Below are 26,743 nucleotides of genomic sequence, written 5' to 3'. Positions count from 1 at the left end.
TGGTCAGCCGAACATGTCCAGGACGGTCGTGCCGTCGCCGCGCTCCAGGTAGTCCCGGCCGGCGACGAGGTGGCGGCGCCACAGCCGCTCGGCGCGTTCGGCGTCGCGGGCCTCGATGAGGTCCACGACCCGGGCGTGCGCGGCCCGGCTGCGCGCGATCGCCGTGTCCAGGTCGGGCGAGCCGGCGTCCGACTGCACCCGCGAGCGGTCCGCGAGCTCGACGATGTGCTCGATCATGCCCATGAGGACCCGCAGCGTCTGGTTGCCGGTCAGCTCGATCAGCAGCGGATGGAACCGCTCGAAGTGGCGCAGCGTCTCCAGCGGCGACGCGGCGGGGTCGACCGGCTCGGCCAGGGCCGCCCGCAGCCGGGCGATCTCCTTCGGCCCGCCGGCGCGGGCGAGGTGGGCGACGGCCTGCGGCTCGGCGACCTCGCGGACCGCCAGCACGTCGGCGAGCGCGGTGCCCTGGTGCTGCAGGATCAGGCCGGCGTAGCGGGCGGCGACGTCGACGTTCGGCGGGCGCACCCGCACCCCGCCGCCGGGCCCCATCCGCACCATGATCAGCGATTCGCTCTCCAGCACCCGGAAGGCCTCGCGCAGCGTCGGGCGCGAGACGTGGAACTGGGCCATGAGCGCGCTTTCGGACGGCAGCGCCTCGCCGGCGGCGAGCTCGCCGCGGACGATCTGCCGGCGCAGGTGACCGGCGACGAGCTCGGCCGACTTCGGCAGGCGCACCCGTCGGTCCGCCCCCGGGCGCTCCTCGTGGGCCGCCCCGACGGGCTCGGCAACAGACATGTCCGCAGCTTCCTCACGACGACATTCGCGTCGCCGGCTGTACCGGCCCGCCCTACAACGGTTTCCTTCATACTCCATCCGGCGCGCGCCGCAGATCGCCTCGGCACGCCGGCCGCCCAGGGTGACCATTCGCTTGACTGGCCGGAAGGTCAGCGCAAATGTCCCTCTAGCTCGGCCGTCGGCCTCAACCACTAGGAGTACGCCCGTGTCCGAAACCCCCACCCGCGTCGCGATCGTCACCGGAGCGGCCCGCGGCATCGGCGCCGCGATCGCCCAGCGGCTGTCCCGCGACGGCCTGGCGGTCGCCGTGCTCGACCTGGAGGAGGCCGCCGCCAAGGGCACCGTCGAGGCGATCACCGCGGCCGGCGGTCGCGCCCTGGCGGTCGGCGCGGACGTCGCCGACCCCGAGCAGGTCACCGCGGCCGTCGCGGCCGTCACCGAGGGGCTCGGCGCGCCGACCGTACTGATCAACAACGCCGGCATCACCCGGGACAACCTGCTGTTCAAGATGAGCGAGGCCGACTGGGACTCGGTGATCGGCGTGCACCTGCGCGGCGCGTTCCTGATGACCCGCGCGGTCCAGAAGCACATGGTCGACGCCGGCTGGGGCCGCATCGTCAACCTGTCGAGCACGTCGGCGCTGGGCAACCGCGGCCAGCTCAACTACTCCACCGCCAAGGCCNNCCTGCAGGGCTTCACGAAGACGGCGGCGATCGAACTCGGCAAGTTCGGCGTCACCGCGAACTGCATCGCGCCGGGCTTCATCGCCAGCGACATGACCCGGGCCACCGCCGCCCGCATGGGCAAGACCTGGGAGGAGTACGTCGCCGCGTCCTCCGGGGTGATCCCGGTCGGNCGGGTCGGCGAGGTCGACGACATCGCGCACACCGTGTCGTTCTTCGTCAGTGAGGGCGCCGGCTTCGTCTCCGGTCAGATCATCTACGTCGCCGGCGGGCCGAAGGCTTGACCACGACGACGGGGCGGGCCGAGCCGCCCGAGGTCGAGGCCAGGGAGTACGCCGAGACCCGGTTCCGGGTGCTGCCCCCCGTGCACGGCGACGACGGCACCCGGGTACGGATGCGGATCGGGCCGTGGCTGGCCGGGCCGGGCGGCGTCCCGACGGTCGGCTCGCTCGGCGTCGTGGTCGACGACGCCATCGGCTCGGCGATCCTGCGGGCCCGCCTCGGCGACCGGCATTCGGTGACCTCCCAGCTCTCGCTGGAGGTCGTCGTCCCCCCGCCGTGGGCCGGCCCGGAGCTGACCGCGCACGCCACGCTGCTGGGCCGCGACGCCGTCGGTGGGCTCGCGGCCGCCACCGTGTACGACGGTGAGGGCCGGGTGGTGGCCGTGGCCACCGGCCGCTGCCGCTACGTCCCGGCGGACATCCTGCCGCCGGGCGGCATGCGCCCGCCCCTGCCACCCGCGGACCACGGGTCCCTGTTCGAGACCCTCGATCTGGCGTCGGCGTCGGCGTCGGCCGGAGCGATCCCCGAGCAGGCGTCACCGGCGGCCGGGGCGTCACCGGCGGCCGGGGCGGCGGGGCCCGAGGCGGGCTGGCCGGCGCTCGTCCTACCGAGCGGTCCCGGGATGCAGAACCCGCACAACACGGTGCACGGCGGCGTGCTGCTGTGCGGCTCCGATCTGGCGGTGGCGCTGGCGGACCCGGACGGGCCACCCCACACCACGTCGATCCGGATCAGCTTCCTGCGCCCCGGCGACGGCAACCATCCCGTCACCTTCACGACCCGCGCGGTCCACCGCGGCCGTTCCCTGGCGGTGTACGAGGTCAGCGCGGGCGGCCCGGCCGGCCGTCCATACACGGTGGCGACGGTGATCCGCGAGCACTGAAACGCCGCTGCCGCGACCGCATCGGTCAGCAGTTGCCCACTCCGCGTGACGTCACTACGGTGCACGCATGCCGAGTTCCGCGGACCGGCCCGGCGTCCTGGTCGTCGGCGCCGGCCCGACCGGTCTGCTGGTCGCCGCCGAGCTGGCCCGGCGCGGGGTGCGCACCCGGATCGTGGAACGGGCGACGCTCCGACCCCCCGGCAGCCGCGCCCTCGCCGTCAGCAGCCGCACGCTGATGCTGCTCGACGACCTCGGCCTGGCCGCCGAGGCGGTGCGCCGCGGCCGTCCGCTGCGCCAGGTCGAGGTGCACGACGTCAGCGGCCGACACGACGCGGGCGGCAGCAGGGAGGCGGGCCGGCGCGCGGGGACCGTCGTGCGGCTGCCCATCGATCGGGTGCCGAGCCCCTTCCCGTTCACCCTGTCGCTGCCGCAGCCGCAGATCGAGGACCTGTTGCGCTCGCACGCCGCGCGGCTGGGGGTGCGGATCGAGACGGGCGCCGAGTGTGTGGCGGTCCGGCAGGAGGACGAGCATGTCGTGGCGGTGCTGCGGCACGCGGACGGCTCGACGCGGACCGTCCTCGCCGACTGGCTGGTCGGCTGCGACGGCGCGCACAGCCAGGTCCGGCACACCGCCGGCATCGCCACACATGGCTACGACCTGCCCGAGACCTTCGCCCTCGGCGACGTCGTGACCGACTGGGCGCGCGAGCGCGCGCACGGCCAGGTGACCTTCTCCCCCGCCGGGGTCGTCGCCGCCTTCCCGATGCCCGGCCCCCGGCACTGGCGCTTCATCGCCGATCTCCCCGATACCGCCGGCTCCCACTCCGACGACCGCGCCGATCTCGATCTGGCGGAGCTGCAACGGCTGCTCGACGAGCGGCTGCCTGATCCACCGCGGCTGACCGAGGCGATCTGGACCACCACGTTCCGCGTCCACCAGCGCCGGGCGGAGACGTTCCGGCGCGGGCGGGTGCTGCTCGCCGGCGACGCGGCGCACTCGCACAGTCCCGTCGGTGGGCAGGGCATGAACACCGGCCTGCAGGACGCCTATGCCCTGGCCTGGCGGCTCGCGCTGGTCGCCACCGGGCGGGCCGACGCGGCGCTGCTCGACACCTACGCCGCCGAGCGGGAGCCGGTCGCCGACCGGCTGCTGGCCGGCACGGCCCGGGCGACCCGCGTGATCACCGCGCAGCATCCGGTCGCCCGGCAGGCGCGTGGCCTCGCCCTGCGACTCGTCGCCGCGAGCCCGCCGCTGGGCCGCCGGGCGGCGGCCGCGCTCAGCCAGCTCGGGCTCGGCTACCCCGACGGCCCCCTCACCGAACGCGAACCGAGCCGCACCGGTCGCCGCCGCGGGGTGCCGGACCCGGGCGCGCTCGCTCCCGACGTCGCGCTCGCCCCGGATGCTGCGCTCGCCCCGGACATCGCGCTCGCCGCCCCGGACGGCCCGACGCTGCGCCAGGCGACCCGGACCCCCTGGTTCTCGCTGCTGCTGTTCGCCGGTGGCGACGACGACGCGGCCCGACGGCTGCACGACGACGCCGCCCTGATCCATGCCCGCTTCGGCGACCTCGTCATCGCTCGGGTCGTCGCGACCTCCCCCGCCGGCCGGAACACCGGCGACGATCCTTCCGGCCGCGCGCATTCCGGCCGCGCGCATTCCGGCGGCGATGGCGCCGTCCTCGACCCGGCCGGCCGGGCGCGGGCACGCTACGGCGCCGCGATCGGCGAGGCCGTCCTCGTCCGTCCCGACGGCTACCTCGCCTACCGGTCGACCGCCGACCACGTCGGCCGGCTGGAACGCTACCTGCGCGCGCACGGCATCGCCCCGGCGCCCGCGGGGGCCGCCGCGCCGGCCTCGACGACGGCCGCGGGCAGGACCTCATGACCACCCGAGGCGAAGCCGGCCGGCGACGCGGAACCCGTCGCGCCGCGATGGGGTCGTGCCCCCAGCACGCCACTATTCAGCCGGGGTGGACAGCTCCATGCGCGCCTCGGCAAGGGCAAGCGGATTCAGGTAGTCGCGATACAAGACGATCTTTCCATCGTGGACTTGAAACACGGCGATGATGGACTGCTGGTATGCCGCACCGGTTGTTGTGATCTTTCCGCGGGCGTTGTACTCGACGATGACGACCTCCGGGTCGGCGGTCTCGTGGACCACCATGTCGTCGAACTTCTCCCACCGGATCGGAGCCTTGGCCGCCGCGGCGAAGTAGGCGCGGATCTCCTCCGGCCCCTCCAGGCGCGCGGGCACCCCCGCCACCCGATCCCTACCCGCCGACCAGGCATCACGGAAAGGCGGAGACTCAATCGTCAGCTGGGTGGGGGCGCGGCGAACGGGACGGAGGGCGGCGGATGTTGCGCAGGGTGATCAGCCCGGTGGCGCACATCGTCTGTGCGGGTTCGCGGGGGCCGAACGAATCGTCGGCCCTGGACCGGCTCGCCGCCGCGCCGGCGCCGATCCCGAGACCCGCACCGCCGTGAGCCGTGGGGAGGTCCGTTGCGCCGTCTGTGGTCGGAACGCACCAGACGTCGGCGGCGGCAATGGTCGTCGTCAGGCCCGCGTTGACCGCCCTGCCGCGGGCGAGGAACGCTGCGCCGCTCGCCGGGGCGAGGATCTTCAGGGTGATGTCGACGGTCATGTTGACCCAGCCGACCGGCAGCAGGGTGCCCGCGGCGCAGCCGGCGGCGAGGTCCGCCAGCGACGCGAGGACGCCGGCCTGGAGGTGGCCGTCGTGCTGGGTGAGCTCGTGGAGCCAGGGTTGGAGGAGCTCAGCCTCACCGGGGGCCACCCGCCCGACCCGGAAGCCCAGCCGGGCCGCGGCGGGCATGNTGAGAACCGTCTCGGTCACGAACCGGACGTAGTCGGGGTTGGTCGGGTGCACCGCCATCGGGCCGTCTCAGCCGGCCGGGGACGAGGGCGGCGCGGCGAGCGTCGACGCCGCCCACGGTGCGAAGTCGCCCGCCAGGTAACGCCGGCGGGCGGCGGCTCGCATGATCTTGCCACTGCTGGTCTTCGGTAGCGCTCCGGGGCGGACCAGCACCAGATCCGCCAGCGTGAGGTCGTGTTCGCGCACCACTGCGGCGCGGATCGACGCGGCGACATCCGCGGGGTCGGCGGCCGGACCAGGTTCGCCGCGCACTTCCTGGATGATGACGGGGCGTTCCCCGCCGGCGCCGGGTACCGCGAAGGCGGCGCACCCGCCGGGCCGCAGCGCGGGATGCGCCGCCACCGCGGTCTGTTCGAGGTCCTGCGGGTAGTGGTTGCGGCCGCGGAGGACGAGCATGTCCTTGCGTCGGCCCACGACGTACAGCTCCCCGTCGACGATCAGGCCGAGGTCGCCGGTGCGCAGATAGGACCGGCCGGGCGCGTCGGCGCAGCGGGCCTGGAAGGTGGCGGCGGTGGCCTGCGGGCGCTGCCAGTAGCCGGCCGCCACGTGGTCGCCGGCCACCCAGATCTCCCCGATCCGGTCGGGCGGAGCGCCGCGCCCGGTCTCCGGATCGACGATCCGCACCTCGGCGGCGGCCCACGGCCCGAGCGCGGCGGCGCCCGTGTCCTGGGCGGCCGAGGGGACGAGGCCGGAGCCGACGAGGGTACGGCCGCGGTCAGGCGGGGCTGGGGCGTAGCGGCCCTCGCCGAGGCCGTCGATGTCGGCGTCGAGGGTGCGGGGGCCGCGGCCCTTGCGGCTTCCGGTGACCAGCAACGTCGCCTCGGCCAGGCCATAGCAGGGGTAGAGCGCCCGCGGGTCGAAGCCGGCCGGGGCGAAGGCGTCGGCGAAGCGGCGCAGCGTGTCGGCGCGGATTGGTTCGGCGCCGTTGAACGCGACCCGCCAGCAGCTCAGGTCCAGGTCGGACACGCCGCCGCGGGCCGCCGCGGCCGCACAGACGTCGAAGGCGAAGTTCGGGCCGCCGCTGGTGTGGGCGCGATAGCGGGAGATCGTCGCGAGCCACAGCAGCGGGCGGCGGATGAACGCCCCCGGGTCCAGCAGGACACCGGTCGCGCCAAGGTACAGCGGTTGCAGCACGTTGCCGATGAGGCCCTGGTCGTGGAACAGCGGCGCCCAGCCGACGAACGTCGAGTGCCGGTCATGGCCGAAGGCGTGCCGGATCATCTCCTGGTTCGCGGCCAGGTTGCGATGGGTGACCATCACTCCCTTGGGGTCGGCCGTGGACCCGGAGGTGTACTGGAGGAACGCGACCGCGTCCGGTTCGCCGGACCACACCGCCATCCCGTCGGCCGCCAACCCGTCGGCCGGCGCAGCGACTGCCGGCGGGGTGGCGCCGGCCGACTCCGGGGACGGCTCGGGGTCGATCTCGTCCACCGCGATCCAGGCCAGCGGCCCGCCGACCGCCTCCAGCGGCGCCCGGACCATGTCGATCATAGAGCCGGTCGACAGGACGGCAGTCGGCGCACAGTCCCGCACGATCGCGCGGGTGGCGTTCTGGACCGCGCCGCGCCGGGGCGGGTTGACCGGCACCGCGATGACGTGGGCGTACAGGCAGCCGAAGTAGGCGACGATGAACTCCAGGCCCTGCGGGAAGACCAGCAGGGCCCGCTCCCCCGGCCCGCAGCGGCGGCCCAGCCGGTCGGCGGTGGCCAGCGCCCGGGTGTACAGCTCCCGGTAGGTCAACGTCGCCTGCTCGTCGCCATGCTCGTCGAGCAGGACGAACGCCCGCGCGTGCGGATCGCCGACGGCGCGTCGGCGCAGCACGCCCGGCAGCAGCACGTCCGGCGACACCGCGTCCGGCGGCGCCGCGCCGGCCACGTCGTGCCCGGTTCGCGTCCCCGCCGCGGGCCCGCCCGTCACCAGGCCCCCGCCAGCACGACGGGCAGGCTGGTCAGGCCGCGGACGATGAGGCTGTGCTCCTGTCGGGAAAGGCCCCGCCCACCGGGGTCATCGCGCAGGTCCACCGCGGGCGCGAGGCGTTCGGCGCGGCCGGTGAGGCAGCCGAGGACGACCTCGGCCTGCGCCCTGGCGAGCAGACCGCCGAGGCAGCCGTGCATCCCGTGGCCGAAGGCGAGATGGGCCCGCTCCGGCCGGGTGATGTCGAAGCTGTCCGGCCGGTCGAACACCGCCGGGTCCCGGTTGGCCGCGCCGAGGCAGAGCAGCACCTGCTCACCGGCGCGGATCGGGGTACCGCCGAGGTCGACGTCGCGGGTGGCGAGACGTTTGGTCAGTTGCAGTGGGCTGTCGTAGCGCAGCGCCTCCTCGACGGCGGCGCCGACCAGCTCCGGCCGCCGGTGCAGCAGCGCCGCGGTGTCGGGATGGTGCAGCAACGCGAGCAGCCCGTTGCCGATGAGCGCCGTCGTCGTCTCGACGCCCGCGACGAAGCACATGATGCACAGGAAGCCGAGTTCCTCATCACTGAGCCGGTCCCCGCCACCGGTGCGCGCGGCGAGAAGCCGGCTGACCAGGTCGTCGCCAGGCTGAGCGCGGCGGGCGGCGATGACGCCGGCCAGGGCGCCGGCGAAGGTCGCGACGACCTCGCCGACGCGGGCGACCTCGGCGGGCGCCATCAGGCCGGGCTCAAGCAGGAACCGGATGTCGTGCGTCCACCGGCCGACCTCGGCCCGCACGTCGCCCGGCAGCGCCATCCAGTCGCTCAGGACGGCGACGGGCAGCGGCGCGGCGAGGTCGGTGACCGCGTCCAGGCCGCCGCCCGCGGACAGCGACCGGTCGACCAGCCCCCGGGCGATCGCGGCGATCCGGGGCCGCAGCCGGGAGACCTCGGCGGCGGTGAACACCCGGTTGACCAGGGCGCGCAGCCGGGCATGCTGGGGGTTGTCGGTGAAGACGAGCGACGTGTGCGCCAGCCGGACCATCCGCGCCGCGTTGCCGGACCTGTCCGTGCTGTCGGACCTGTCCGTGCTGTCGGCAGAACCGGAGTCGGGGGTGTCGCCGCCGGCGGCGCGGCTGACCAGCCGCGGGATCAGGCCGGCGCTGAAGGTGCGGTCGTGCAGCACGGCGCGCACGTCGGCGTGGCGGGTCAGCACCCACATGCCCATCGTCCGCAGGACCGGCGACGTCCGGCGCAGCTCCCGGTAGACCGGGTAGGGGTCGGCGCGGAACGCGGCGCTGAACGGGTTGAACCGCGGCGCCGCCGACACCGCCGTCCCAGCCGACACCGCCGTCCCAGCCGACGAGGCCATCCCGGCCGACGAGGACATCCCGGCCGACGAGGACATCCCAGCCGACGAGGCCATCCCAGCCGACGAGGCCGAGCGGTGCGTCATCGGGCCGGACCGCCGGGGCCGTCGACGCCGGTGGCGCGGTAGGGGACGAGCACCAGGCGCAGCAGGCAGATCCTGCGCATCCGGAAGCCGACCGCGGACAGCCGCAGGTAACGCTCGTAGCGGGCGACGACCTCCGGCCCGACGAGCGCCACCGCCTCGTCGCGGCGGGCCCGCAGCCGGCGGGCCCACTCCTCGCAGGTGCGGGCGTAGTCGAACCGGCCGTTGTGCAGCGCCCGGACCTCGAAGATCCCCTCGGCGGCGGCGGTGATCTCGGCGAGGGTGGGCAGGTCGGCGTCGGGGAAGATCTCCCGTTGGATGAACCCGTTGGCCTGTTCGCGGCGCATGTTCGCGTAGGCGATCGTCTGCAGGGACAGCACGCCGTCCGGTGTCAGCCAGCGGTGGCAGCGGGTGAAGAACTCGCGGTAGAGGCGGATCTTCTCGGCCGGCGGATCCGCCGGCGTGGCGAAGTGCTCGAACGCGCCGATCGAGATGATGCCGTCGAAGCGGCCTTCCGGGGTGTAGTCCAGCCAGTTCTCGAGGCGTACCTCGACGCCGGGATGGGCCTGCGCGCGGATGTGGGCCGCCTGGCGTTCGCTGAGCGTGAGGCCGACCGACCGCGGCACCCCGTGGCGCACCGCCAGCCGGGCCAGCACCGACCCCCAGCCACAGCCGACGTCGAGCACCGCCCGGGCCCGGTCGGCCCCCACCGCGTCGAGGTGGAAGCGCAGCTTGCGTTCCTGGGCGGCCGCCAGGGCGTCCCCGCCGACGCCGAGAGTCTCCCCGGGGACCGGTTCCCACATCGCACAGGAGTAGGTCAGCGAGCTGTCCAGCCAGAGGCGGTAGAACTCGTCGCCGACGTCGTAGTGATAGCGGACGGCCGCCGCCGCCCCCGCCGTCCGGTCGGCGTCGACGGGCGCCGTCACCGCTGGGCCAGGTCCGGCGCGCCCTGGTCGTACAGGTAGGCCGCGAGCGCGTTGAGCGTCGGGTTCTCGAACAGCGCCTCGGGGGCGACGTCGACGCCGTAGTGGTCCTCGACCGCGATCAGCAGCGAGACCGCGACGGCCGAATCGACGCCGAGCCGGTCGAAATCCGCGTCGAGGTCGATCTCGGACACCGGCTGCTCCAGGATGTCCGCGACATGGTCCCGGCACCACTGCGCGATGCTCGCCCGAGCGGCAGCGTCATCCGGAGCGGCGGCGTCATCCGGAGTGGCGGCGTCATCCCGAGTGGCGGCGTCATCCCGAGTGGTGAGGTTCTCCCGGCTGTCCGGCACCTGTCTTCTCCTCCGTGCGTCAGGTCTGGGGAATCCGGGTCAGGCAGCGGGGTCGAGCCCGACAGCCTCGCGGCGCCCGGTCCGCTGGGCCGCCCTGCGCTGCCCGGACGGCAGCCGGAGGTCCCGGGCGAGCCCGAAGGCCGCCATGATCCGGATCAGCCAGTAACCGGGGTCGAACCGGTACCAGGTGAGCCCGAACGACGGCGAGTCGGGAAAGGCGTGATGGTTGTTGTGCCAGGATTCCCCGAAGGTCAGCAGGGCGAAGATCCCGCCGTTGCGGCTGTTCTCCCGGGACTCGTACGGCCGGGTACCGAACATGTGCAGAAACGAGTTGATCGCCCAGATGGTGTGTTCCAGTACGAACATGCGCACGAGGCCGCCCCAGAGCAGGCCGCTGACCGCGCCCTCCCAGCTCCGGTAGGCCAGNCCGCCGACGAGGGCGGGCAGCAGCAGCCCCAGCACGACCCACAGGTGATAACGGCGGGCGACGCGCATCAGCGACCGGTTGCGGATCAGGTCCGGGGCATAGTGCGCGACGTTGGGGTATTCGTGCCGGCGCATCCACAGAAAGTGCGAGTGCACCAGGCCGCGCAGCCGCCCCGGCAGCCCGGCGCCGGCGAGGTTCGGTGAATGCGGATCGCCCTCGCGATCGCTGCACTCGTGGTGCCGGCGGTGCAGCGCGACCCAGGACACGACGCCGCCCTGCCCTGCCATGGAGCCGCAGATCGCAAGGACCGCCGCCGCCGACGGCGCGGCCTTGAAGGTGCGATGGGTGAACAACCGGTGATATCCGACGCTGATGCCCAGGCCGGTCACCAGCCAGAGCACGAACAGCAACGCGATTTCGGTGACGCCGAGCGGATGCACCCACAGAAAGGCGACGGCGGCCCCGGTGCCGGCGATCGGGAGCACGTCGAACAACAGAAAGTGACGGCGCTGGAGGCGGTGCAGAAAGGGATTGCTGACCGTCTTGCGGCGCGGCTCCGACACCACGGCGACCCGGCCCCCGACGGCACCGACGNCCCCGACGGCACCGTCGGCACCGGCGGGACGGGCAGCACCGGCGGGGCAGGCAGCAGGATCGACGCTCGCCATGCGCGGTCTCCCTCCCGGTCACGTCGCTGTTCGACGCATCCACACCGGAGCATTTGCTCCAGGACGGGCCCAACGCTAACCACGACGGCGCCGGGCCCACCGTCGCCATTGGTTTATCCAATCGCCGGACCCGCCTTTCCCGTCGGCGTCCCGCGGGGATGTTCACCGACTCGACGGCTGGGCGACCCCCGCGGGCAAGGCCCGATCCTCCGTGCCGAAATCTGTCCTCGCTTCGCTGGGTGAGCGCCGCCAGGGGCGAGGGTCGCCACCCGGGCACGCTGGAGGATCCGTGGACCGCCGCCGCGTGCTTGCGGGGATCGTCGCCACACCACTCGCCGCCGCCCCGCTCGCCGCCTCGGTGGCGGCGGCCGGGCCCGCGCTGGCCGCCGCTGCGCCCACCGCCGGCGGCGAGCGCCGCCGCTCGACGCTGGTCATCGGTCACCGCGGCGCCTCCGGCTACCGCCCCGAGCACACCCTGGCCTCCTACGAGCTGGCCGCACGGTTGGGTGCGGACTTCGTGGAGCCCGACCTGGTGCCCACGAAGGACGGCGTCCTCGTCTGCCGGCACGAACCGGAGATCGGCGGGACGACGAACGTCGCCGACCACCCCGAGTTCGCCGGCCGGAAGAAGACGGCGTCGCTCGACGGCGTCGCGACCACCGGCTGGTTCACCGAGGACTTCACCCTGGCCGAGCTGAAGACGCTACGCGCCAAGGAGCGGCTGCCCGAGGTGCGCCAGGAGAACACCCTCTACGACGGACTGTTCGAGGTCCCCACGTTCACCGAGGTCCTCGACCTGCGGGCCCGGTTGTCGAAGGAACTCGGCCGCGAGATCGGCGTCTACCCGGAGACCAAGCACCCGACCTACTTNGCCAAGGCCGGGCTGCCNCTGGAGCAGCGCCTCGTCGACACGCTGAACCGCTATGGCCTGAACCGGCGCGACGCGGCGGTGTTCGTCCAGTCCTTCGAGACGACGAACCTCGCCCAGCTGCGCAAGCTGGGGCTGCGCACCTCGGTGGTGCAGCTGCTGTCGGCCGAGGGGGCGCCGTTCGACCTCGTCGCCGCNGGGGACAAGCGGACCTACGCCGACCTCGTGACGCCGGCCGGCCTGCGCGCCATCGCCGCTTACGCCAACGCCATCGGCCCCGACAAGCTTCAGGTCATCCCCAAGGCCGCCGACGGGACGCTGGGGCGGCCGACCTCGCTGGTCGCCGACGCGCATGCCGCCGGGCTCGTCCTGCACCCCTACACCTTCCGCGCGGAGAACACGTTCCTGCCGGCGGACTACCGCCGCGGCACCTCGGCGAACGACTTCGGCCGGGCCATCGACGAGCAGGTCGCCTACCTCAAGGCCGGNATCGACGGGCTGTTCACCGATCAGGCCGACATCGGCGTCCTCGCCCGGGCGGTCGCCGCCGGCCAGTCGATCGCCGCCACCCAGCCGAGCCCGCGCTCGGCGACCTGAGAGCCGCCGCTCAGCGGTGCGGCGCGGGGACAGGGCCGTCCCCGCGCCGCACCGCACGGCGGACCAGCCGCCGCCGCGTGGTGCGGGGCCGCCGCCCGGCTATCTCACCCCTTCCAGCCGCTCCAGCCAGCGGTGCAGGTCCCGGGCGGTCGACGCGGCGTGCTCGTTCATCATCGACTGGTGGTCGCCGGCCACGTCGAAGGAGTCGTGGTCCATCGACCAGTCGGTCGTCCACGCCTGGCCGTGCCCGGTGACGTCCTCGGCGACGGTGCGCCGGGGCATCCGCTCGGCCGCGCGCAGGAGCATGACCGGGGCGGCGACGCCGCGCGGCCGCCAGTTCTCGAACAGGTCGAGGTAGGCACCCTGCGCGGTGATCTGCGCCTCGGTCATCAGCGCGAACGCCTGGTCGTTGACGGCGATGCCGCGCAGCTCCTCGTGGATGTCCTCCTCCGGGATGCGGTCGGTGGGCAGCCACGTGTCGAGCAGTGCCACCGCCGCGGGGCGCACCCCCCGCTCCTCCAGAGCGGAGGCGATCGCGTGCGCCAACCAGCCGCCGGAGGAGTACCCGGCGAGGACGACGGGCGTGATGGGGAAGGCACGCGCGACGGTGTCGGCGTGCATCTCGACGACGAGCTCGGCGTTCGCCGGCAGCAGCTCGCCGTCGCCGAACCCCGGGTGCGGCAACGCGAAGACGTCGCGCAGGCCGTGCAGGTGCAGGGCGATCCGGGCGAAGTTGTGCGGCCCGGACGGGGCCACCATCGACGGCAGGCACACCAGCGCGACGGGTGCCGGGCCGGTGGCCAGGCGCACCGGCCGCGCGGGCGGGCCGAAGGCGGCGGCCGTGTCGAACACCGGGCGCAGCCGGGCGGCGGCGCGCAGCACGCCGACGCCGGCGGCGAACTTGCCCTGCGCGCAGGCCTGCCGGTACAGCCCGCGAACCCCGACCTCGGCCGCGCCACCCGTCGTGGCCGTGCCCGACGCTGCTGCGGTGGCGCCCGGGGTGGCGCCCGAGGCGGCGTCGGCCGGGTGGGGGGCGGCGGTCACCTGGGCGGCGAGGGTGTCGAGGTGGGCGGCGAGCTCGGTGACCGTCGGATGCTCGAACACGACCTGGGTGGCCAGAGTCAGGCCGGACGCCGCGGCCAGTCGGCGGCTGAGTTCGACGGAGGCGAGTGAGTCGAAGCCGAGTTCGAGGAAGCGGCGGGTCGGGTCGAGCTCCTCGGGAGTGTCGTAGCCGAGGATGGCCGCGGCCTCGGCCTGGACCAGTTCGGCCAGCGCCCGGGCGCGCCGCGGTGGCCGCAGGCCGAGGACGGTCGGAACAGCCTGGCCGACCCGCGCCGACAGTGCCGGCTCCCCGGGTGGTCCCGCGGGCGGGGCCGCGACGGGCAGTTCCTCGAAGAAACGGCTGGGCCGGGCCGCGGTGATGGACGGCAGGAACGTCTCCCAGGCGACGTCGACGACGGTCATCGCCGTCTCGCCCGCGGCGACGGCCCGGGTGAGCGCGGTGACGGCCGGTTCGGCAGGCAGCGGACGCAGGCCACGGCGGGTCAGGTAGTCGCGCAGCGCCGGTTCGGCGCCGAGGCCGGCGTCGGCCCACGGGCCGAAGGCCACCGCGGTGGCCGGCCGGCCCTCGGCGCGGCGGCGGGCGGCGAGGGCGTCGAGGTAGGCGTTGCCGGCGCTGTAGGCGGCCTGGTTGCCGCTGCCCCAGACCCCCGAGATCGACGAGAACAGCACGAACGCCGCCACCTTCGCCCCGTCCGGGCCGTCGAGCAGACGGTCGAGCGCGCCGGCGCCGGCGACCTTCCCGGCGACGACGTCCGCGAACTCGGCCAGTGTCAGCCGTACCAGCGGCATCGTCGGGCCGGCGGTGCCGGCGGCGTGCACGACGGCGGTGACCGGTTCGCCTGCGTCGGCCAGCTGGCGCAGCAGCGCGGCGAGCCGGTCGGAGTCGGCGACGTCGCAGGCGTCGATCGTGGCATGGGTGCCCAGCGCGGCAAGCTCGTCGAGCAGCGCCCGGGCGCCGGGGCTGTCAGGTCCGCGCCGGCTGGCCAGCACGACGCGGCGGGCGCCGTCGCGGGCCAGGCGGCGGGCGGTCTGCGCGCCGAGGGCGCCGGTGCCGCCGGTGATCAGTACGGTTCCGTCGGGTCGCCAGGCACCCGCCCGCGCCTCGGTCCGCGCCGACGCGGGATTCGTCTCGGCGATGCCCTCGGGGGGGCCCTCGGGGAGGCGCAGCAGACGGGGCACCCGCAGGCCCTGCGGGCGGGGGGCAAACTGATCCTCGCCGCCGGGGGCGGTCAGTGCGGTGCCGAACCACAGCAGCGTCTGGTCGTCGAGGCTGGTGGGCAGGTCGATGAGGCCACCCCAGACCCGCGGCGTCTCCAGCGCCAGCGAGCGGCCGAGACCCCAGATCATCGCCTGCTCCGGCTGAGTGACCGGATCCTCCACGCCCGTCGTGACCGCCCCGCGGGTGACGGCCCACAGCGGCGCGCCCACCCGCAGATCGCCCAGCGCCTGGACGACGGTGACGGTGAGGGCGAGCCCGGTGGTCAGGTGCGGATGGTCCTGGTGGGGGGTGCCGTCGAGGGCAAGCAGGGAGACGATGCCGCCGACCCCGTCGCCGACCGGCGCGCTGGCGGCAGGCGGCTGTGCGCCGCCGAACCCCGCCTCGACCAGCCGTGCGGCGATCGCGCCCCGGTCGGCGCGGGCGAGCGGCACCACCAGCGGCGTGCCGCCGAGACGCTCGATCATCCAGGTGACGCGGGCGAGCAGATCCTCGTCCACCCCGGTCGGCGGGACAAGCACGGGCCAGCGGCCGTCCAACGGCGCGATGGCGCTGGCCTGCGCGGCGATCGCCGCGGTGACGTCCGCGTCGGCCAGCGGCTGCCAGCCGGTGCGGTAACGCCAGGTGCCGGGATCGCTGGCCTCGTCCGCCGCCCCGGCCTGCGCCCCACCCGCCGACACGGCGGCGCCGGACTGGGCGGGGACGGACTGGGCGGGGACGGACTGGGCGGCGGCGAGCGGCGAGCTGGCCGGGGCGGCGTCGGCCTGGCGGGGGGCGGGGATGACGGCAGCGGTGCCCGCGAGCCAGTAGCGCCGGCGCTGGAACGGGTAGGTGGGCAGGTCGACGACGGTGCCGGCGCGGCCGATGACGGCCCGCCAGTCCACGTCGACACCACGGGTGTCGAGGCCGGCGAGGGCGGTGAGCAGGGTGGCGGCCTCCGGGCGTCCGGCGCGGGTCGACGCGACCGCGATCGGCGCCGCGGCGTCCGCCGGCAGGCAGCCGGGCAGCAACGCGGTGAGCACCGCGTCGGGGCCGAGCTCGCAGAACGCGGTGGCGCCCTCGGCGTGCAGGCGGCGGGCGGCGTCGAGGAAGCGCACCGCGCCGCGCGCGTGTCGGGCCCAGTAGTCGGGGGTGCACAGCTCCGCGCCGGCCGGCTCGCCGGTGAGGGTGGACACGATCGGGATCGCCGGCCGGTGGTGGGTGACCTGCTCGGCGACGGCCCGGAACTCGGCGAGCATGCCCGCCATGTGCGGGGAGTGGAAGGCGTGGCTGACGGTGAGCCGCCTCGTCGCATGGCCGCGGGCCGCCCAGGCCGCGGCGATCCACTCGGCGACGGCGGCGTCCCCGGCGATCACCGTCGCCTCGGGACCGTTGACGGCGGCGATCTCCACCCGCCCCTCGTACCCGGTCAGCGACGCGGCGACCTCGTCGGCGCCCGCCCGGATCGCGATCATCGCGCCGCCGGGAGGGCAGGACTGCATGAGCCGGCCGCGGGCGGCGACCAGCGCCACCGCGTCGTCCAGCGACCACACGCCGGCGACGTGCGCGGCGGTCAGCTCGCCGATGGAATGGCCGGCGAGCAGCGCCGGGGTCACCCCCCAGGAGGTGATCAGCCGATAGAGCGCCGCGCCGAAGNCGAACAGCGCCGGCTGGGTGTACTCGGTGCGGTGCAGCAGGGCCGCCTCGGACGTGCCGGGGGCCGCGAACATCACCTCCTGCAGCGGCCGGGCGAGATGGTCGGCGAATCGTTCGCAGATCTCGTCGAGGCCGTCGGCGAAGGCGGGGAAGGCGTCGTAGAGGTCCCGGCCCATCCCGTTACGCTGGCTGCCCTGCCCGGTGAACAGCAGCGCGGTGCGGCTCGGCGCGGCCGAAGCGACCGCGCCGAGGACGACCCCGGCCGCCGGTCGGCCCGCGGCGAACGCGGACAGGGTGCCCGCGAGGCGCCGGATGCCGTCGCCGCCCCGGCGCCGGCCGGCCAGCGCCACGGCCCGGTGCTCGAAGCGGGTCCGGCCGGCGAGGGTGTGGGCGACGTCGACCGGATCGAGATCCGGGTGGCGTTCCAGGTACGCGGCGAGCTGCTCGGCCTGGGCGCGCAGCGCCGCCGGCGTCCGGCCGGACAACACGATCGGCACCGGCGCGCCGGCCTGTGCCCCGTCCTGCGCCGTCGGCGCGACAGGCGACGGGGCAGCGGCAGGCGGCAGGATGGTGCCGGGGTGGTCGGCGGTGCCGCTGCGCGGCGCGGGTGGGCGCGGCTCGGCCGGGGCCTCCTCGATGATGATGTGGGCGTTGGTGCCGCTCACCCCGAACGCCGACACGCCGGCCCGGCGCGGGCGGCCCTCGCGGCGCCGCCAGGCGACGTTGTCGGTGAGCAGCTCGACGTCGCCGGCCGACCAGTCGACGTGCGGCGACGGTTCGCGCACGTGCAGGGTGCGCGGCAGCACCTCGTGCCGCAGCGCCTGGACCATCTTGATGACGCCGCAGACCCCGGCCGCGGCCTGGGCGTGACCGATGTTGGACTTCAGCGAGCCCAGGTACAGCGGCCGACCGGCCGGCCGGTCCTGGCCGTAGGTCGCGAGGACGGCCTGGGCCTCGATCGGATCGCCGAGCGTGGTGCCGGTGCCGTGCGCCTCGACCGCGTCGACGTCGGCGGTCCGCAGGCCGGCGTTGGCCAGCNCCTGGCGGATGAGCCGCTGCTGGGACAGGCCGTTGGGGGCCGTCATCCCGTTGCTGGCGCCGTCGGAGTTGATCGCGGTAGCGCGCAGCACCGCGTGCACCCGGTGGCCGCGGCGGCGGGCGTCGGAGAGCCGTTCCAGCAGCAGCACGCCCGCGCCGTCCGCCCAGCCGGTGCCGTCGGCGTCGGCGGAGAACGCCTTGCACCGCCCGTCCGGCGCCAGCCCGCGCTTGCGGCTGAACTCCACCAGGATCCCCGGCGTCGACATGACCGTCACCCCGCCGACGAGCGCCAGGTCGCACTCCCCCGCGCGCAGCGACTGGCTGGCGAGATGGGTCGCGACCAGCGAGGCGGAGCACTGGGTGTCCACGCACAGCGCCGGCCCCTCCAGGCCGAAGGTGTAGGCGACCCGTCCGGCGATCACCCCGGAGGCGTTGCCGGTGAGGAGTTGCCCCTGCGCGTCCTGCGGCGCGGTGTGCCAGGCGGGCCCGTAGTCCTGCAGCGAGACCCCGGTGAACACGCCGGTGCGGCTGCCGCGCAGGGACCGGGGGTCGATGCCGGCCCGCTCCAGCGCCTCCCAGGAGACCTCCAGCATCAACCGCTGCTGCGGGTCGAGGGCGGCGGCCTCCCGCGGGCCGATCCCGAAGAACGCCGGGTCGAACTGGTCGATGCCGGTCAGGAACCCGCCGTGGCGGGTGTAGGCGGTGCCGGGATGGTCGGGGTCCGGGTCGTAGAGCCCGGCCAGGTCCCAGCCTCGGTCGTCGGGCAGGCCGGCGACGACGTCACGCCCGGCGTGCACCAGCTCCCACAGCGCCTCCGGCGAGTCGACGCCGCCGGCCAGCCGGCAGCCCATGCCGACGATGACGATCGGGTCGTCCGCCGGCCGGTCCCCGCCGCCCGCCGCAGCCCCACCCGCCGCCGGTCCCGCCGTCGGTCCTGCCGTCGGGCTCACGGCGGTGATCTCGTCGCCGATCCCGAGCAGTTCGCGGCGCAGGTGGTCGGCGAGGGCCTGCGGCGTCGGCCGGTCGAAGAACAGGGTGGCGGACAGGCGCAGCCCCGTCTGCTCGGCGAGCGCCGCCCGCAGCCGCTCGGCGATGTGGCGGTAGACCCCGAGGGCGCGCCACGGCGCCCCCCGGTCCACAACGCCAGCGCCCGGGCCGGCCACCGCGGCGATCTGGGCCGCGATCAGGTCTCCCAGCAGCTCGTGCTGGGCGTCCGCCGACCGGCCGGCCAGCCGGGCCCGCCACGCCTCGTACGACTCGCCCGCCGCGCGCGGGGATCGTCCGAGGGTCTGGCGCAAATCGCGCATGCGAACTCCCACCTTGCTCAGGAACAGGGCAACGATCTGTCGGCGACGGTTGCCTGCGCCCGCACGTGGCCAGCGGACAACCGGCGCGCAGGCGCGACGGGCACGGACAAGGTCCGTGCCCGCGCAGAGGCGACGCGCCAGCCGCCGGTGTGCAGCACAGAGATGGAGACTGCGTCCCGGTGGACCCGGGCCAATCCGGTGCGTCCGCGCGGCCACGCGGACGCCGACACGGGCGACCGGCGGGAGGCCGGACCGGGCTGCCGTTCGCCTCCGTTCGAAAGGCGACGACGCGTTGTTCCGGTCGGACGACTCAGGTGCCGGTGCCCGCGAGTTGATCACCTTGAACGCATGGTGGAATCGTGCCTGATGCTGTCGAACTACGACAAATGACCCTGGCGCGATCGGGCCATGCCGGTCTGAGCCGGCCCGCCATCCGCGCAGGTGGCGGCAGGTGGCCGGGCGCGGGATGTCTGCACGCTCACGCCCGACCGCCTGTCGCGGGGGACGCCCAGCACCGCCCCCGCACCCAGGCCNCCGACCTGGCCGCAGGGGCCGCTGGACCCACCGGCCGGCAGCGCCGGGCTTCCCACCGGGGCCGCCGTTGTGTCCAGCCGGGCAGCCCGGTCCGGAGAGGCCTGCCCGAAGGAGCCCTCGACGAGGGCACCTCTGCCGGCCCGATCCGGCCCCCTCCCCCCGTAACGTGCTCCACACCGCGCGGCCGGAATCGGCTCCCCCGCCCGTGACAACCACGACGTCCCCGCACGACCCGACGTCCTCACAGGACACGACGTCCCCACAGGACAAGGCGTCCCCACAGGACAAGGCGTCCCCGACCAAGGAGCGAGACCATGGGCANCATCACCCACCTCAACCCGCCCGAGCTGCACTCCTCGCCCGCCTACTCGCAGGCGACGGTNGCCGAGGCCGGCCGGACCCTCTACATCGGCGGCCAGAACGGGACCGATCGCGACGGCGTCATCACCGGCGGGATCGCCGAGCAGACCGCCCAGGCGCTGCGCAACGTCCTCACGCTGCTCGCCGCCGCCGGCGCGGGGCCCGAGCACGTCGCCCGGTTGAACGTCTACCTCGCCGCGGACGTCGACCCCGCCGAGGCGTACGCGGCGACCGGCGCGGTGTGGGGCGCCCATCCCACGGCTGTCACGGTCGTGCGGGTCGCCGGCCTCGGCCGCCCGGAGGCCCTGGTCGAGATCGAGGCCACCGCGGCCCTCGGCTGACCACTGCGCGACTCCGCCGGCCGCCGACGCGCCGCAGGCGGGTGAGCCTTCAGGCGGGCGGCCTGGGTGGTGGCGCCGGGCGGGACGGCGCCGAGAGCTGCACGGCGGCGCCGACGAGGGCGATGGCCGCGCAGGCCAGTGGCAGCTCGGTGAAGTGGCCGTCGGCGATCCGCCCGCCGGCCAGCGAACCGACGGTGATCCCCAGGTACATGGCGCTCTGGTTCCAGGCCATCAGCCGCGCCTGGTCGTCCGGATGGCGGGCGATGAGCTCAGCCTGCTTGGCGGGAAAGGCGGTGTAGGCGGCCAGCGCGACCAGCGCGATGGCCAGGCAGCCGAGCGGCACCGCGCCGCGCAGGCTCACGGCGAAGACGACCTCGGCGGCGCCGAGCAGGCCCAACGCCACCCACGTGGTGTGGTGGGCGCCGCGCCGGTCGGCGATCCGCCCGCCGAGGAAGGTCGCCGCGACCGCGCTGAGCCCGTAGGCCACCAGCAGGGCGTTCACCCACGCGGTGGACCAGCGGGACCGATCGTCCAGGCCGGCGGCCAGGTAGGTGTAGAGGCCGTAGACGGCCGCGCCCCAGCAGGCGGTGGGGGCGACCGCCCGGCAGCGGTCAAGCGGGCTCATCGACGACGATCCGCCCGCGCCGGCCGCGCCGCCCGCCGGCCACACGCGCCGACTGGCCGCCATGATGCCCAGCGCCAGCACGGACAGCCCGACGAAGACGGCCCGCCAGCTCGTGTGCCGGGCGAGGAGACTGCCCAACGGGGCGCCAGCCCACAGTGCGGACAGCAGCCCAGAGGTGGCGATCCCGAGCCAGGACGCCCGCCGGTCGCCGGGCGCGCTCAGGCCGACGAGGGTGAACACCGTCGCCGTGGCNCCGGAGACGAACAGGCCCGCGCCGCCCCGGGCCGCCAGCAGCACCCCGAAGTCCGGGGCGAACGCCGTCAGCAGGTTGAACGCGCAGAAGCCGACGAGCGCGAGGGTAAGAACGTTCTGCGGCGACGCCGACGCGGCCCGGCGCCCCCAGGCGGGCGCCGCCAGCACGTAGGCGACGGCGAACACGGTCACGCTCAGGCCGGCGGTGCGCAGCGAGACGTCGAACCGGGCCCGCCACACCGGCAGCAGGGGCGAGACGACGAACAGGTCGGTGCCGATGACGAACAGCGCCAGCCATCCGGTCAGCAGCGCCACCCACCCCGGCGAGGTGCGCGCGTTCACGGTCCGGTCGCTCCGGCATCACCTCCGGACGACCTTCGGCCCCTGTTCTGCGCGGACTGTTCCAGCCAGCGGGCCGTGGCGGCGATCGCCTCCGGTGCCCGGCGGCGGGACTCCGCGACGATGTCCGCCACGGTGGTCGAGGCGAGCTCGCGCCGCCACGCCTGTTCGGCCGCGCCCACCGCCGCCGCGATCGCGCAGGGCATCCGATAGCTCGCCGGCGCCAGCGCCGCAGGCCCGCGCTGGCGGATCTCCGTGCACAGAAACACGGGCCCCTGGCCCTCGATCGCCTCCACCACGTCGAGCAGCCGGATCTGGTCGGGTGGGCGACCAAGCCGGTATCCCCCACGCGGGCCAAGCACCGACAGAACGATCCCGGCCCTCGACAGCGCCTGCAGATGCTTGGCCAGGTAGGCCGGGTTACCGGCGTGCAACTCGGCGAGCTGCTGCACCGTCAGCGCCACGCCGCCAGGAGCCTCCGCGAGCGCGTGACAGCAGTGCAGCGCCCACTCGACTCCCTGGGTAATCCGCATATCCCGGATAGTACATAACCGGAATACTGCATGGCGCCGACCTCCGGCGTAGCCCCGACGCGGGGATGCACGAGGNGGTGGTCGACCACACAACCTGATGCCGCGCCCGGGACGGCAGCCGGCCGACCTGAGCCACCTCACCCCGCCCTGCGCACCGCCGGACGTCGGGTCTGTCGGTCCGCCGGTATGCGGTGACGGACACTGGCCGTTTCAGGCCGCGCGTTCGGCGACGAACACGAACTCACGCCCCGGGCGGTCCGGTGCCTCCCGCACGTCGAGGACTCGGTAGCCGTGGGCGACCAGGCTCGACTCGACCTCGCCCCGGCTGCGGAACCGCAGGGTCGAGTCCGAGGTGACGACCACGCCGTCGGTCAGGAAGCGGTAGGTGTATCGGAAGGAGACGAACGGAAGGCTGACGTCGGTGACCTCCAGACGTCGTTCCACCAGGCCGATGTCCGCAATGTCAAGCGTGACCGGATCGACGTCCACCACCCATTCCTCCCAGACGTGACGTTCGGGGCGCCTGGTCTCGAAGACGAGATGGCCGTGGGGGCGAAGGGCGGTGTGGATGCCCTGCAGGGCCCGGCTCCAGTCGTCGTCGGTAAGAAAGACCTGGGCCACGTTCCCGGTCATCGTCGCCAGGTCCGCGTCGAGCGCCGGCAGTGCCGCGGCATCGCCCTGGATCCAGCGGACCCTGCCCGCCCGGTCCTTCGACCTCGCGATCCTGAGCGACTCCTCGGCCGGGTCGACGCCCACGACCGTACAGCCGCTTCCCGCGAGCAGGACCGCCAGGGAACCGGTGCCGCACCCGACATCGAGCACAAGACTCGCGGTCAACTCGGCGGCGGTCGCGAGGTAGGCGGCCAGGTCGTCGCGGTCTCCATCGAAGGAGTCGTAGACACGCGCAAGGAGAGGGTGGGCAAAGATCGGATCTGGCATCCAGGGACCATACCCACCGTCAAGCACCCCGGNGGAGGGCATTCGACTACTTGCCCCTATCCACTCAAACCGATATTCGGCTCCGCCTACGCCAGCGGGATGGCACGAATACGAGCGGCTGTCCCCGGGAGAAGCGGCCAGATGAGCGCGGGCTCGTTGTCTTCCCCCGATCCCGATTCCCCCGATCCCGACAGAAGGCGATCCTGCAGCGGTCCGGCGGCGATGCACATGCGTAGGACGGGGCGTTGACCGGAAATAGTCGCCGGGGCCGCGGAGTGACCGACACGGACCCCTTGCGACCATGGCGGACGCACACGGCCGCGCCCCATTCCGATGATCACGGTCATGCGGATTCCGCGGAACCGCGCCACTCCCCGACGTCCGCCCGGCCCCGCTTCCGGCTTCGGTCCCGCGATCGCTCCGAGCGGTGCTGCGAAGGTGGGGGCGGTGTCAGGCCGGCGACGCGGCCGGGGCGGCGGGGTCGATGGCCGGCGAGGCCTCCCACAGCGTGTCGGGGTAGGCGCGGCGCAGCTCGGGGGCGATGTCGGCGGCGAACCATTCGAGCTGTTCGCGCTGCCAGGCGAGCGGCAGGGAGTCGACGCCGATGCCGGTNAGCTGCTGACCGTACAGCTCGGTGAACCGGTGGATCTTGTCGAGGACCTGCTGCGGGCTGCCGACGAGGGCCGAGCCCTGCTCGATGAACTCCTCCAGCTCCCAGAACGGCGAGTTGTTGTGCTTGGCGGCGGGGGTGGCGCGCTGGGCGTTCCAGAACGGCCGGTACGCCTCGAGGGCCTCCTGCGAGGTCTTGCGGATGAGCAGGGCCGGGAAGCCGCTGCCGACCAGGGGCTCGCCCGGGTGACCATGCTCGGCCCAGCGCTGGCGGTAGTGGTCGATGAGGTCCTTGTACTGGGCCACCTTGAAGAACCCGTTGGCCGAGTACAGCGGGTCGCCGTGCTTCGCGGCCAGCTCCGTCGAATGCCGGCTCGTCGCGCTGCCGTGCCAGACCCGGATCGTCGGCTGGTAGGGGCGCGGCTGCGTCGTCAGGTCGACCAGCGGCTCCCGGTAGCGCCCGGACCAGGTCACGTTCTCCTCCGACCACAGCCGGCGCAGCAGCTCGTACTTCTCGGCGAGCACGTCCCACTGCTCGGCCGGGTCGAGCCCGAAGGTCGCGTAGTGGGGCGCGTGGTTGCCCTTCGCGATGACGAGGTCGAGCCGGCCGCCGCTGATGTGGTCGAGCAGCGCGTACTCCTCGGCCACCCGGACGGGGTCGTGAATGCTCAGCACGGTGACCCCGGTGAGCAGGCGGACCCGGCTGGTGCGGGCGGCGACCGCGGTCAGCAGCACCGCCGGCGACGAGCACAGGAACGGTGCGCCGTGCCGCTCGCCGATCTGGTAGGCGTCGTAGCCGAGCTGCTCGACCAGGGCCGCCTGGTCCAGGATGCTGGCGAGCTTGTCGTGTTGACTCATCGTCACGCCCGTGTGCGGGTCCGGAGCATTGATGATCAGCGAAAGCACGACGAACTTCACGGCCGTCAGCATACCGATCGGTCAGGTTGGTTTTCGCCCGAACGCCACATCCACGCTGCGGGAACGCTGCCCGGGCGAGTGGCGGACGTCGGCCTGCCGCGAAGCCGGCGGGCCCGCGAGGCAACCGGGGACCACGGACGCACGCTCACCGCGACCGGCCGTGCGCTAGAGTGACCGCATGCCTGCGCGCCGGAGTCTCTGGTGGGCCGCCACATCGGCGGTCCACACCCAGCGCGCGTAATCCACACGCACGCGGCCGCCCACCCCGGCGGCCGCCATCGTCACCTCGGCACGGCGAGGGACGGCCGTCGACCCCGGCGGCCCGCCCGACCCCACGAGGAAAAAATCATGGATCTGCTCCGTTCCCTGCTCGACACCGCCACCGCCACCGCCGGCGGCGAACCCGGCCCGTTCGCGCTGCTGCGCCGCGAGGGCGCCGATCATCTCGACGTGCTGCGCGGCGAACTCGACGTCGTCGACCGGCTCGCCGACCTCCCCCTGCCCACCGCAGGTCCCGCCGGGCCGCGCACGCTCGCCCTCGTGCCCTACCGCCAGCTCACCGAACGCGNCCTGACCTGCATCGACGACGCGATGCCGCTGGAATGCCTGCGCGTCGACGAACACGTTCGAGTCCCGCTCAAGACGGCCCTCGCCGCGTTGCCCGACCGTGCCGTCACCGCCACCGGCGGGCACTTCGACCTCAGCGACGAGCGGTACGCCGAGACCGTCTCCACGGTGCTGCGGGAGGAGATCGGCCGCGGCGAGGGCGCGAACTTCGTCATCCACCGCGTCTACACCGCCAGCCTCGACACCCCGCCGCTGGTCGCCGGGCTCGCCGCGCTACGCCGGCTGCTGCTCGGCGAGCGCGGCGCCTACTGGACGTTCCTCGTCCACACCGGGACCCGGACGCTGGTCGGGGCCACACCGGAGCGGCATGTCAGCGTCGACGACGGGCTCATCATGATGAACCCGATCAGCGGCACCCACCGACTGCCCGCCACCGGCCCGGACCCCGCGGCGCTACTGCGGTTCCTCGCCGATCCCAAGGAGATCGACGAGCTGTACATGGTGCTCGACGAGGAACTGAAGATGATGGCCCGGGTCGCCGACCGCGGCGGCGAGGTCATCGGTCCGCAGCTCAAGCAGATGGCCCACCTCGTGCACACCGAGTATCTGCTCGCCGGNCGCGGTGACGCCGACGTGCGCGACGTGCTGCGCGAGACGATGTTCGCCCCGACCGTCACCGGCAGCCCGCTGGACAACGCCCTGCGGGTCATCGCCCGCCACGAACGCCGGGGACGGCGCTACTACGGCGGGGTGTGCGCCCTGCTCGGACGCGACGAGGCCGGCCGCCAGACGCTCGACGCCCCGATCCTCATCCGCACCGCCGAGATCACCCCCGACGGTCGGCTGCGGGTGCCCGTCGGAGCGACGCTGGTCCGCCACTCCACCGCCGCCGGCGAGGTCGCCGAGACCTACACCAAGGCCGCCGGCGTACTCGCCGCCCTCGGCCTGCACCCGCCGGCCGGCCCCCTGCCCACCAGCCCCCTCCCCACCGGCACCTCCACCGCCGGCACCCTCCCCACCGGCACCTCCACCGCCGAGGGCGACGCCACCAGCGGCGAGTCCGCCGAGCGCGACGACGAGCCCCGGGCCGACCGTGCTCCCGACTCGCGGCGAGGCCTCGGCCTGCCCGCGCCGGGCCGTCCGCACGTACCGCTTGCGGCAGATCCGCGGATAGCGGGGGCGCTCGCCGCCCGCAACACGCACCTCGCCCCCTTCTGGCTCCGGCGGCGCGAGCCGGAGGCGGCCGCGGTGCCCGCGCTGACCGGCCGCAGCGCCCTGATCGTCGACGCCGAGGACAGTTTCACCGGCATGCTCGCCCACCTGCTGCGCGAGCTCGGCCTCGCGGTCACCCTCCGGCCGTGGCAGCAGGCGGCAGGGCAGCAGACTCTGCTGCTTAATTCGGCTGGGTGTCGTGGGTGCGGCATGATCTCCTCTGCGGTCCGGGTCGCCTCCCGGGCCGGGGGAGGTGGGGGACATGTCGTTGCAGCCGAAGGGGCTGCCGGAGATCCCGGCGCGGACCGTGGCGGTCGCGCGGGCGGCGTTCCCGNGGGGGACGTTGGCGATGCGGCTGCGGGATCGTCTCGCCGAGGTGTTCGTTGATGAGCCGTTCACCGGGGCGTTCGGGCGCCGTGGGGCGCCGGGTCTGCCGCCGGCGGTGTTGTCGCTGGTCACGGTGTTGCAGTTCGCCGAGAACCTGACTGATCGGCAGGCCGCGGCGATGGCGGTCCGCGCGATCGACTGGAAGTACGCCCTCGGGG

17 protein-coding genes and 15 pseudogenes are annotated in these 26,743 nt (G+C 74.4%); 15 read left to right on the top strand and 17 right to left on the bottom strand.

What is annotated here, in order from left to right:
• Positions 1 to 3: 3 nt before the first annotated feature.
• A complete protein-coding gene (locus FF86_RS17260) occupies positions 4 to 795 on the bottom strand; it encodes a FadR/GntR family transcriptional regulator (protein ID WP_044885766.1) in 792 nt (263 codons plus the stop codon).
• Positions 796 to 1,000: 205 nt separating this feature from the next.
• On the opposite strand from FF86_RS17260, the pseudogene FF86_RS50830 reads away from it, so the two are divergent.
• The 5 genes and pseudogenes from FF86_RS50830 to FF86_RS17245 form a co-directional block, all read left to right on the top strand.
• A pseudogene (locus tag FF86_RS50830) lies at positions 1,001 to 1,477 on the top strand (SDR family NAD(P)-dependent oxidoreductase); the annotation flags it as partial.
• Positions 1,478 to 1,479: 2 nt separating this feature from the next.
• A pseudogene (locus FF86_RS50825) lies at positions 1,480 to 1,650 on the top strand (SDR family oxidoreductase); the annotation flags it as partial.
• Position 1,651: 1 nt separating this feature from the next.
• Positions 1,652 to 1,762 (top strand): annotated as a pseudogene (locus tag FF86_RS50820) (beta-ketoacyl-ACP reductase); the annotation flags it as partial.
• Positions 1,759 to 2,643 carry a PaaI family thioesterase gene (locus tag FF86_RS17250; RefSeq protein WP_055867519.1) on the top strand — a complete coding sequence of 295 codons (885 nt, stop codon included), beginning with the start codon at positions 1,759 to 1,761 and terminating at the stop codon, positions 2,641 to 2,643. The pseudogene FF86_RS50820 and the gene FF86_RS17250, both read left to right, overlap by 4 nt.
• Before the next feature lie 67 nt (positions 2,644 to 2,710).
• Complete coding sequence (locus FF86_RS17245; protein ID WP_052681143.1) at positions 2,711 to 4,528, top strand: FAD-dependent monooxygenase; 1,818 nt, start codon at positions 2,711 to 2,713, stop codon at positions 4,526 to 4,528.
• A 72-nt stretch (positions 4,529 to 4,600) separates the two neighbouring features.
• Here FF86_RS17245 and FF86_RS17240 read toward each other — a convergent pair whose 3' ends face one another.
• From FF86_RS17240 to FF86_RS50810, 8 genes and pseudogenes are all read right to left on the bottom strand, one after another.
• Entirely contained in the window at positions 4,601 to 4,897 is a 297-nt protein-coding gene (locus tag FF86_RS17240) for a nuclear transport factor 2 family protein (RefSeq protein ID WP_242418939.1), read from the bottom strand.
• A gap of 52 nt (positions 4,898 to 4,949) precedes the next feature.
• Entirely contained in the window at positions 4,950 to 5,474 is a 525-nt protein-coding gene (locus tag FF86_RS17235; RefSeq protein WP_082121941.1) for a PaaI family thioesterase, read from the bottom strand.
• A gap of 69 nt (positions 5,475 to 5,543) precedes the next feature.
• On the bottom strand, positions 5,544 to 7,451 hold the full coding sequence (locus FF86_RS17230) for a fatty acyl-AMP ligase (protein ID WP_082121940.1): 1,908 nt from the start codon (positions 7,449 to 7,451) through the stop codon (positions 5,544 to 5,546).
• Positions 7,448 to 8,794 carry a cytochrome P450 gene (locus FF86_RS17225; RefSeq protein ID WP_044885823.1) on the bottom strand — a complete coding sequence of 449 codons (1,347 nt, stop codon included), beginning with the start codon at positions 8,792 to 8,794 and terminating at the stop codon, positions 7,448 to 7,450. The genes FF86_RS17230 and FF86_RS17225 overlap by 4 nt, the downstream gene beginning before the upstream one ends.
• Positions 8,795 to 8,874: 80 nt before the next feature.
• A complete protein-coding gene (locus FF86_RS17220) occupies positions 8,875 to 9,801 on the bottom strand; it encodes a cyclopropane-fatty-acyl-phospholipid synthase family protein (protein ID WP_055407056.1) in 927 nt (308 codons plus the stop codon).
• Positions 9,798 to 10,151 (bottom strand): acyl carrier protein, encoded by a 354-nt coding sequence (locus FF86_RS17215; RefSeq protein ID WP_242418938.1) that lies wholly within the window; start codon positions 10,149 to 10,151, stop codon positions 9,798 to 9,800. Before FF86_RS17215 ends, FF86_RS17220 begins: the two co-directional genes overlap by 4 nt.
• 39 nt (positions 10,152 to 10,190) lie before the next feature.
• Positions 10,191 to 10,577 (bottom strand): annotated as a pseudogene (locus FF86_RS50815) (fatty acid desaturase); the annotation flags it as partial.
• A 1-nt stretch (position 10,578) separates the two neighbouring features.
• Positions 10,579 to 11,141: pseudogene (locus FF86_RS50810) on the bottom strand (acyl-CoA desaturase); the annotation flags it as partial.
• Between the two features lie 394 nt (positions 11,142 to 11,535).
• On the opposite strand from FF86_RS50810, the pseudogene FF86_RS50805 reads away from it, so the two are divergent.
• From FF86_RS50805 to FF86_RS62645, 4 genes and pseudogenes are all read left to right on the top strand, one after another.
• A pseudogene (locus FF86_RS50805) lies at positions 11,536 to 12,116 on the top strand (glycerophosphodiester phosphodiesterase family protein); the annotation flags it as partial.
• Between the two features lie 19 nt (positions 12,117 to 12,135).
• Positions 12,136 to 12,311, top strand: a pseudogene (locus FF86_RS50800) (glycerophosphodiester phosphodiesterase); the annotation flags it as partial.
• 1 nt (position 12,312) lies between these two features.
• Positions 12,313 to 12,602 (top strand): annotated as a pseudogene (locus tag FF86_RS50795) (glycerophosphodiester phosphodiesterase); the annotation flags it as partial.
• Between the two features lies 1 nt (position 12,603).
• The coding region (locus FF86_RS62645) for a hypothetical protein (protein ID WP_255355830.1) at positions 12,604 to 12,711 on the top strand (108 nt) is incomplete at its 5' end.
• Positions 12,712 to 12,810: 99 nt separating this feature from the next.
• Here the strand turns inward: FF86_RS62645 and FF86_RS50790 are convergent.
• The 3 genes and pseudogenes from FF86_RS50790 to FF86_RS50780 form a co-directional block, all read right to left on the bottom strand.
• Positions 12,811 to 16,624 (bottom strand): annotated as a pseudogene (locus FF86_RS50790) (type I polyketide synthase); the annotation flags it as partial.
• 1 nt (position 16,625) lies between these two features.
• Positions 16,626 to 17,662 (bottom strand): annotated as a pseudogene (locus FF86_RS50785) (ketoacyl-synthetase C-terminal extension domain-containing protein); the annotation flags it as partial.
• Between the two features lies 1 nt (position 17,663).
• The coding region (locus FF86_RS50780) for a beta-ketoacyl synthase N-terminal-like domain-containing protein (RefSeq protein WP_396229920.1) at positions 17,664 to 18,981 on the bottom strand (1,318 nt) is incomplete at its 3' end.
• Positions 18,982 to 19,826: 845 nt separating this feature from the next.
• Between FF86_RS50780 and FF86_RS64175 the strand changes: the two are divergent.
• A pseudogene (locus FF86_RS64175) lies at positions 19,827 to 19,885 on the top strand (RidA family protein); the annotation flags it as partial.
• Position 19,886: 1 nt separating this feature from the next.
• A partial coding sequence (locus tag FF86_RS17195; RefSeq protein WP_242418935.1) for a RidA family protein occupies positions 19,887 to 20,204 on the top strand: 318 nt, incomplete at its 5' end.
• Positions 20,205 to 20,253: 49 nt separating this feature from the next.
• Here the strand turns inward: FF86_RS17195 and FF86_RS66810 are convergent.
• The 5 genes and pseudogenes from FF86_RS66810 to FF86_RS17175 all read right to left on the bottom strand — a co-directional run.
• Positions 20,254 to 21,081, bottom strand: a pseudogene (locus FF86_RS66810) (MFS transporter); the annotation flags it as partial.
• A gap of 1 nt (position 21,082) precedes the next feature.
• Positions 21,083 to 21,396: MFS transporter (locus tag FF86_RS66805; RefSeq protein ID WP_396229927.1), on the bottom strand; the 314-nt coding region annotated here is incomplete at its 3' end.
• A gap of 23 nt (positions 21,397 to 21,419) precedes the next feature.
• Positions 21,420 to 21,953, bottom strand: a complete 534-nt coding sequence (locus FF86_RS17185) for an Rrf2 family transcriptional regulator (protein ID WP_052681141.1) — start codon at positions 21,951 to 21,953, stop codon at positions 21,420 to 21,422.
• Positions 21,954 to 22,163: 210 nt separating this feature from the next.
• On the bottom strand, positions 22,164 to 22,892 hold the full coding sequence (locus tag FF86_RS17180) for a bifunctional 2-polyprenyl-6-hydroxyphenol methylase/3-demethylubiquinol 3-O-methyltransferase UbiG (RefSeq protein WP_044885757.1): 729 nt from the start codon (positions 22,890 to 22,892) through the stop codon (positions 22,164 to 22,166).
• Between the two features lie 613 nt (positions 22,893 to 23,505).
• The coding region (locus tag FF86_RS17175; protein WP_255355828.1) for an LLM class flavin-dependent oxidoreductase at positions 23,506 to 24,431 on the bottom strand (926 nt) is incomplete at its 3' end.
• Between the two features lie 336 nt (positions 24,432 to 24,767).
• On the opposite strand from FF86_RS17175, the pseudogene FF86_RS66800 reads away from it, so the two are divergent.
• The 4 genes and pseudogenes from FF86_RS66800 to FF86_RS17165 all read left to right on the top strand — a co-directional run.
• Positions 24,768 to 24,987 (top strand): annotated as a pseudogene (locus FF86_RS66800) (chorismate-binding protein); the annotation flags it as partial.
• Position 24,988: 1 nt separating this feature from the next.
• Positions 24,989 to 25,603 (top strand): annotated as a pseudogene (locus FF86_RS50775) (chorismate-binding protein); the annotation flags it as partial.
• A 1-nt stretch (position 25,604) separates the two neighbouring features.
• Positions 25,605 to 26,532 (top strand): annotated as a pseudogene (locus FF86_RS66795) (chorismate-binding protein); the annotation flags it as partial.
• 15 nt (positions 26,533 to 26,547) lie between these two features.
• The coding region (locus tag FF86_RS17165) for a transposase (protein WP_199865752.1) at positions 26,548 to 26,743 on the top strand (196 nt) is incomplete at its 3' end.

The organism is Frankia sp. CpI1-P, from assembly GCF_001421075.1.
Taxonomy (GTDB): Bacteria; Actinomycetota; Actinomycetes; order Frankiales; family Frankiaceae; genus Frankia; species Frankia torreyi.
Note: the sequence above shows the minus strand (reverse complement) of the source record. Positions and strands in the feature narration are given on the sequence as shown.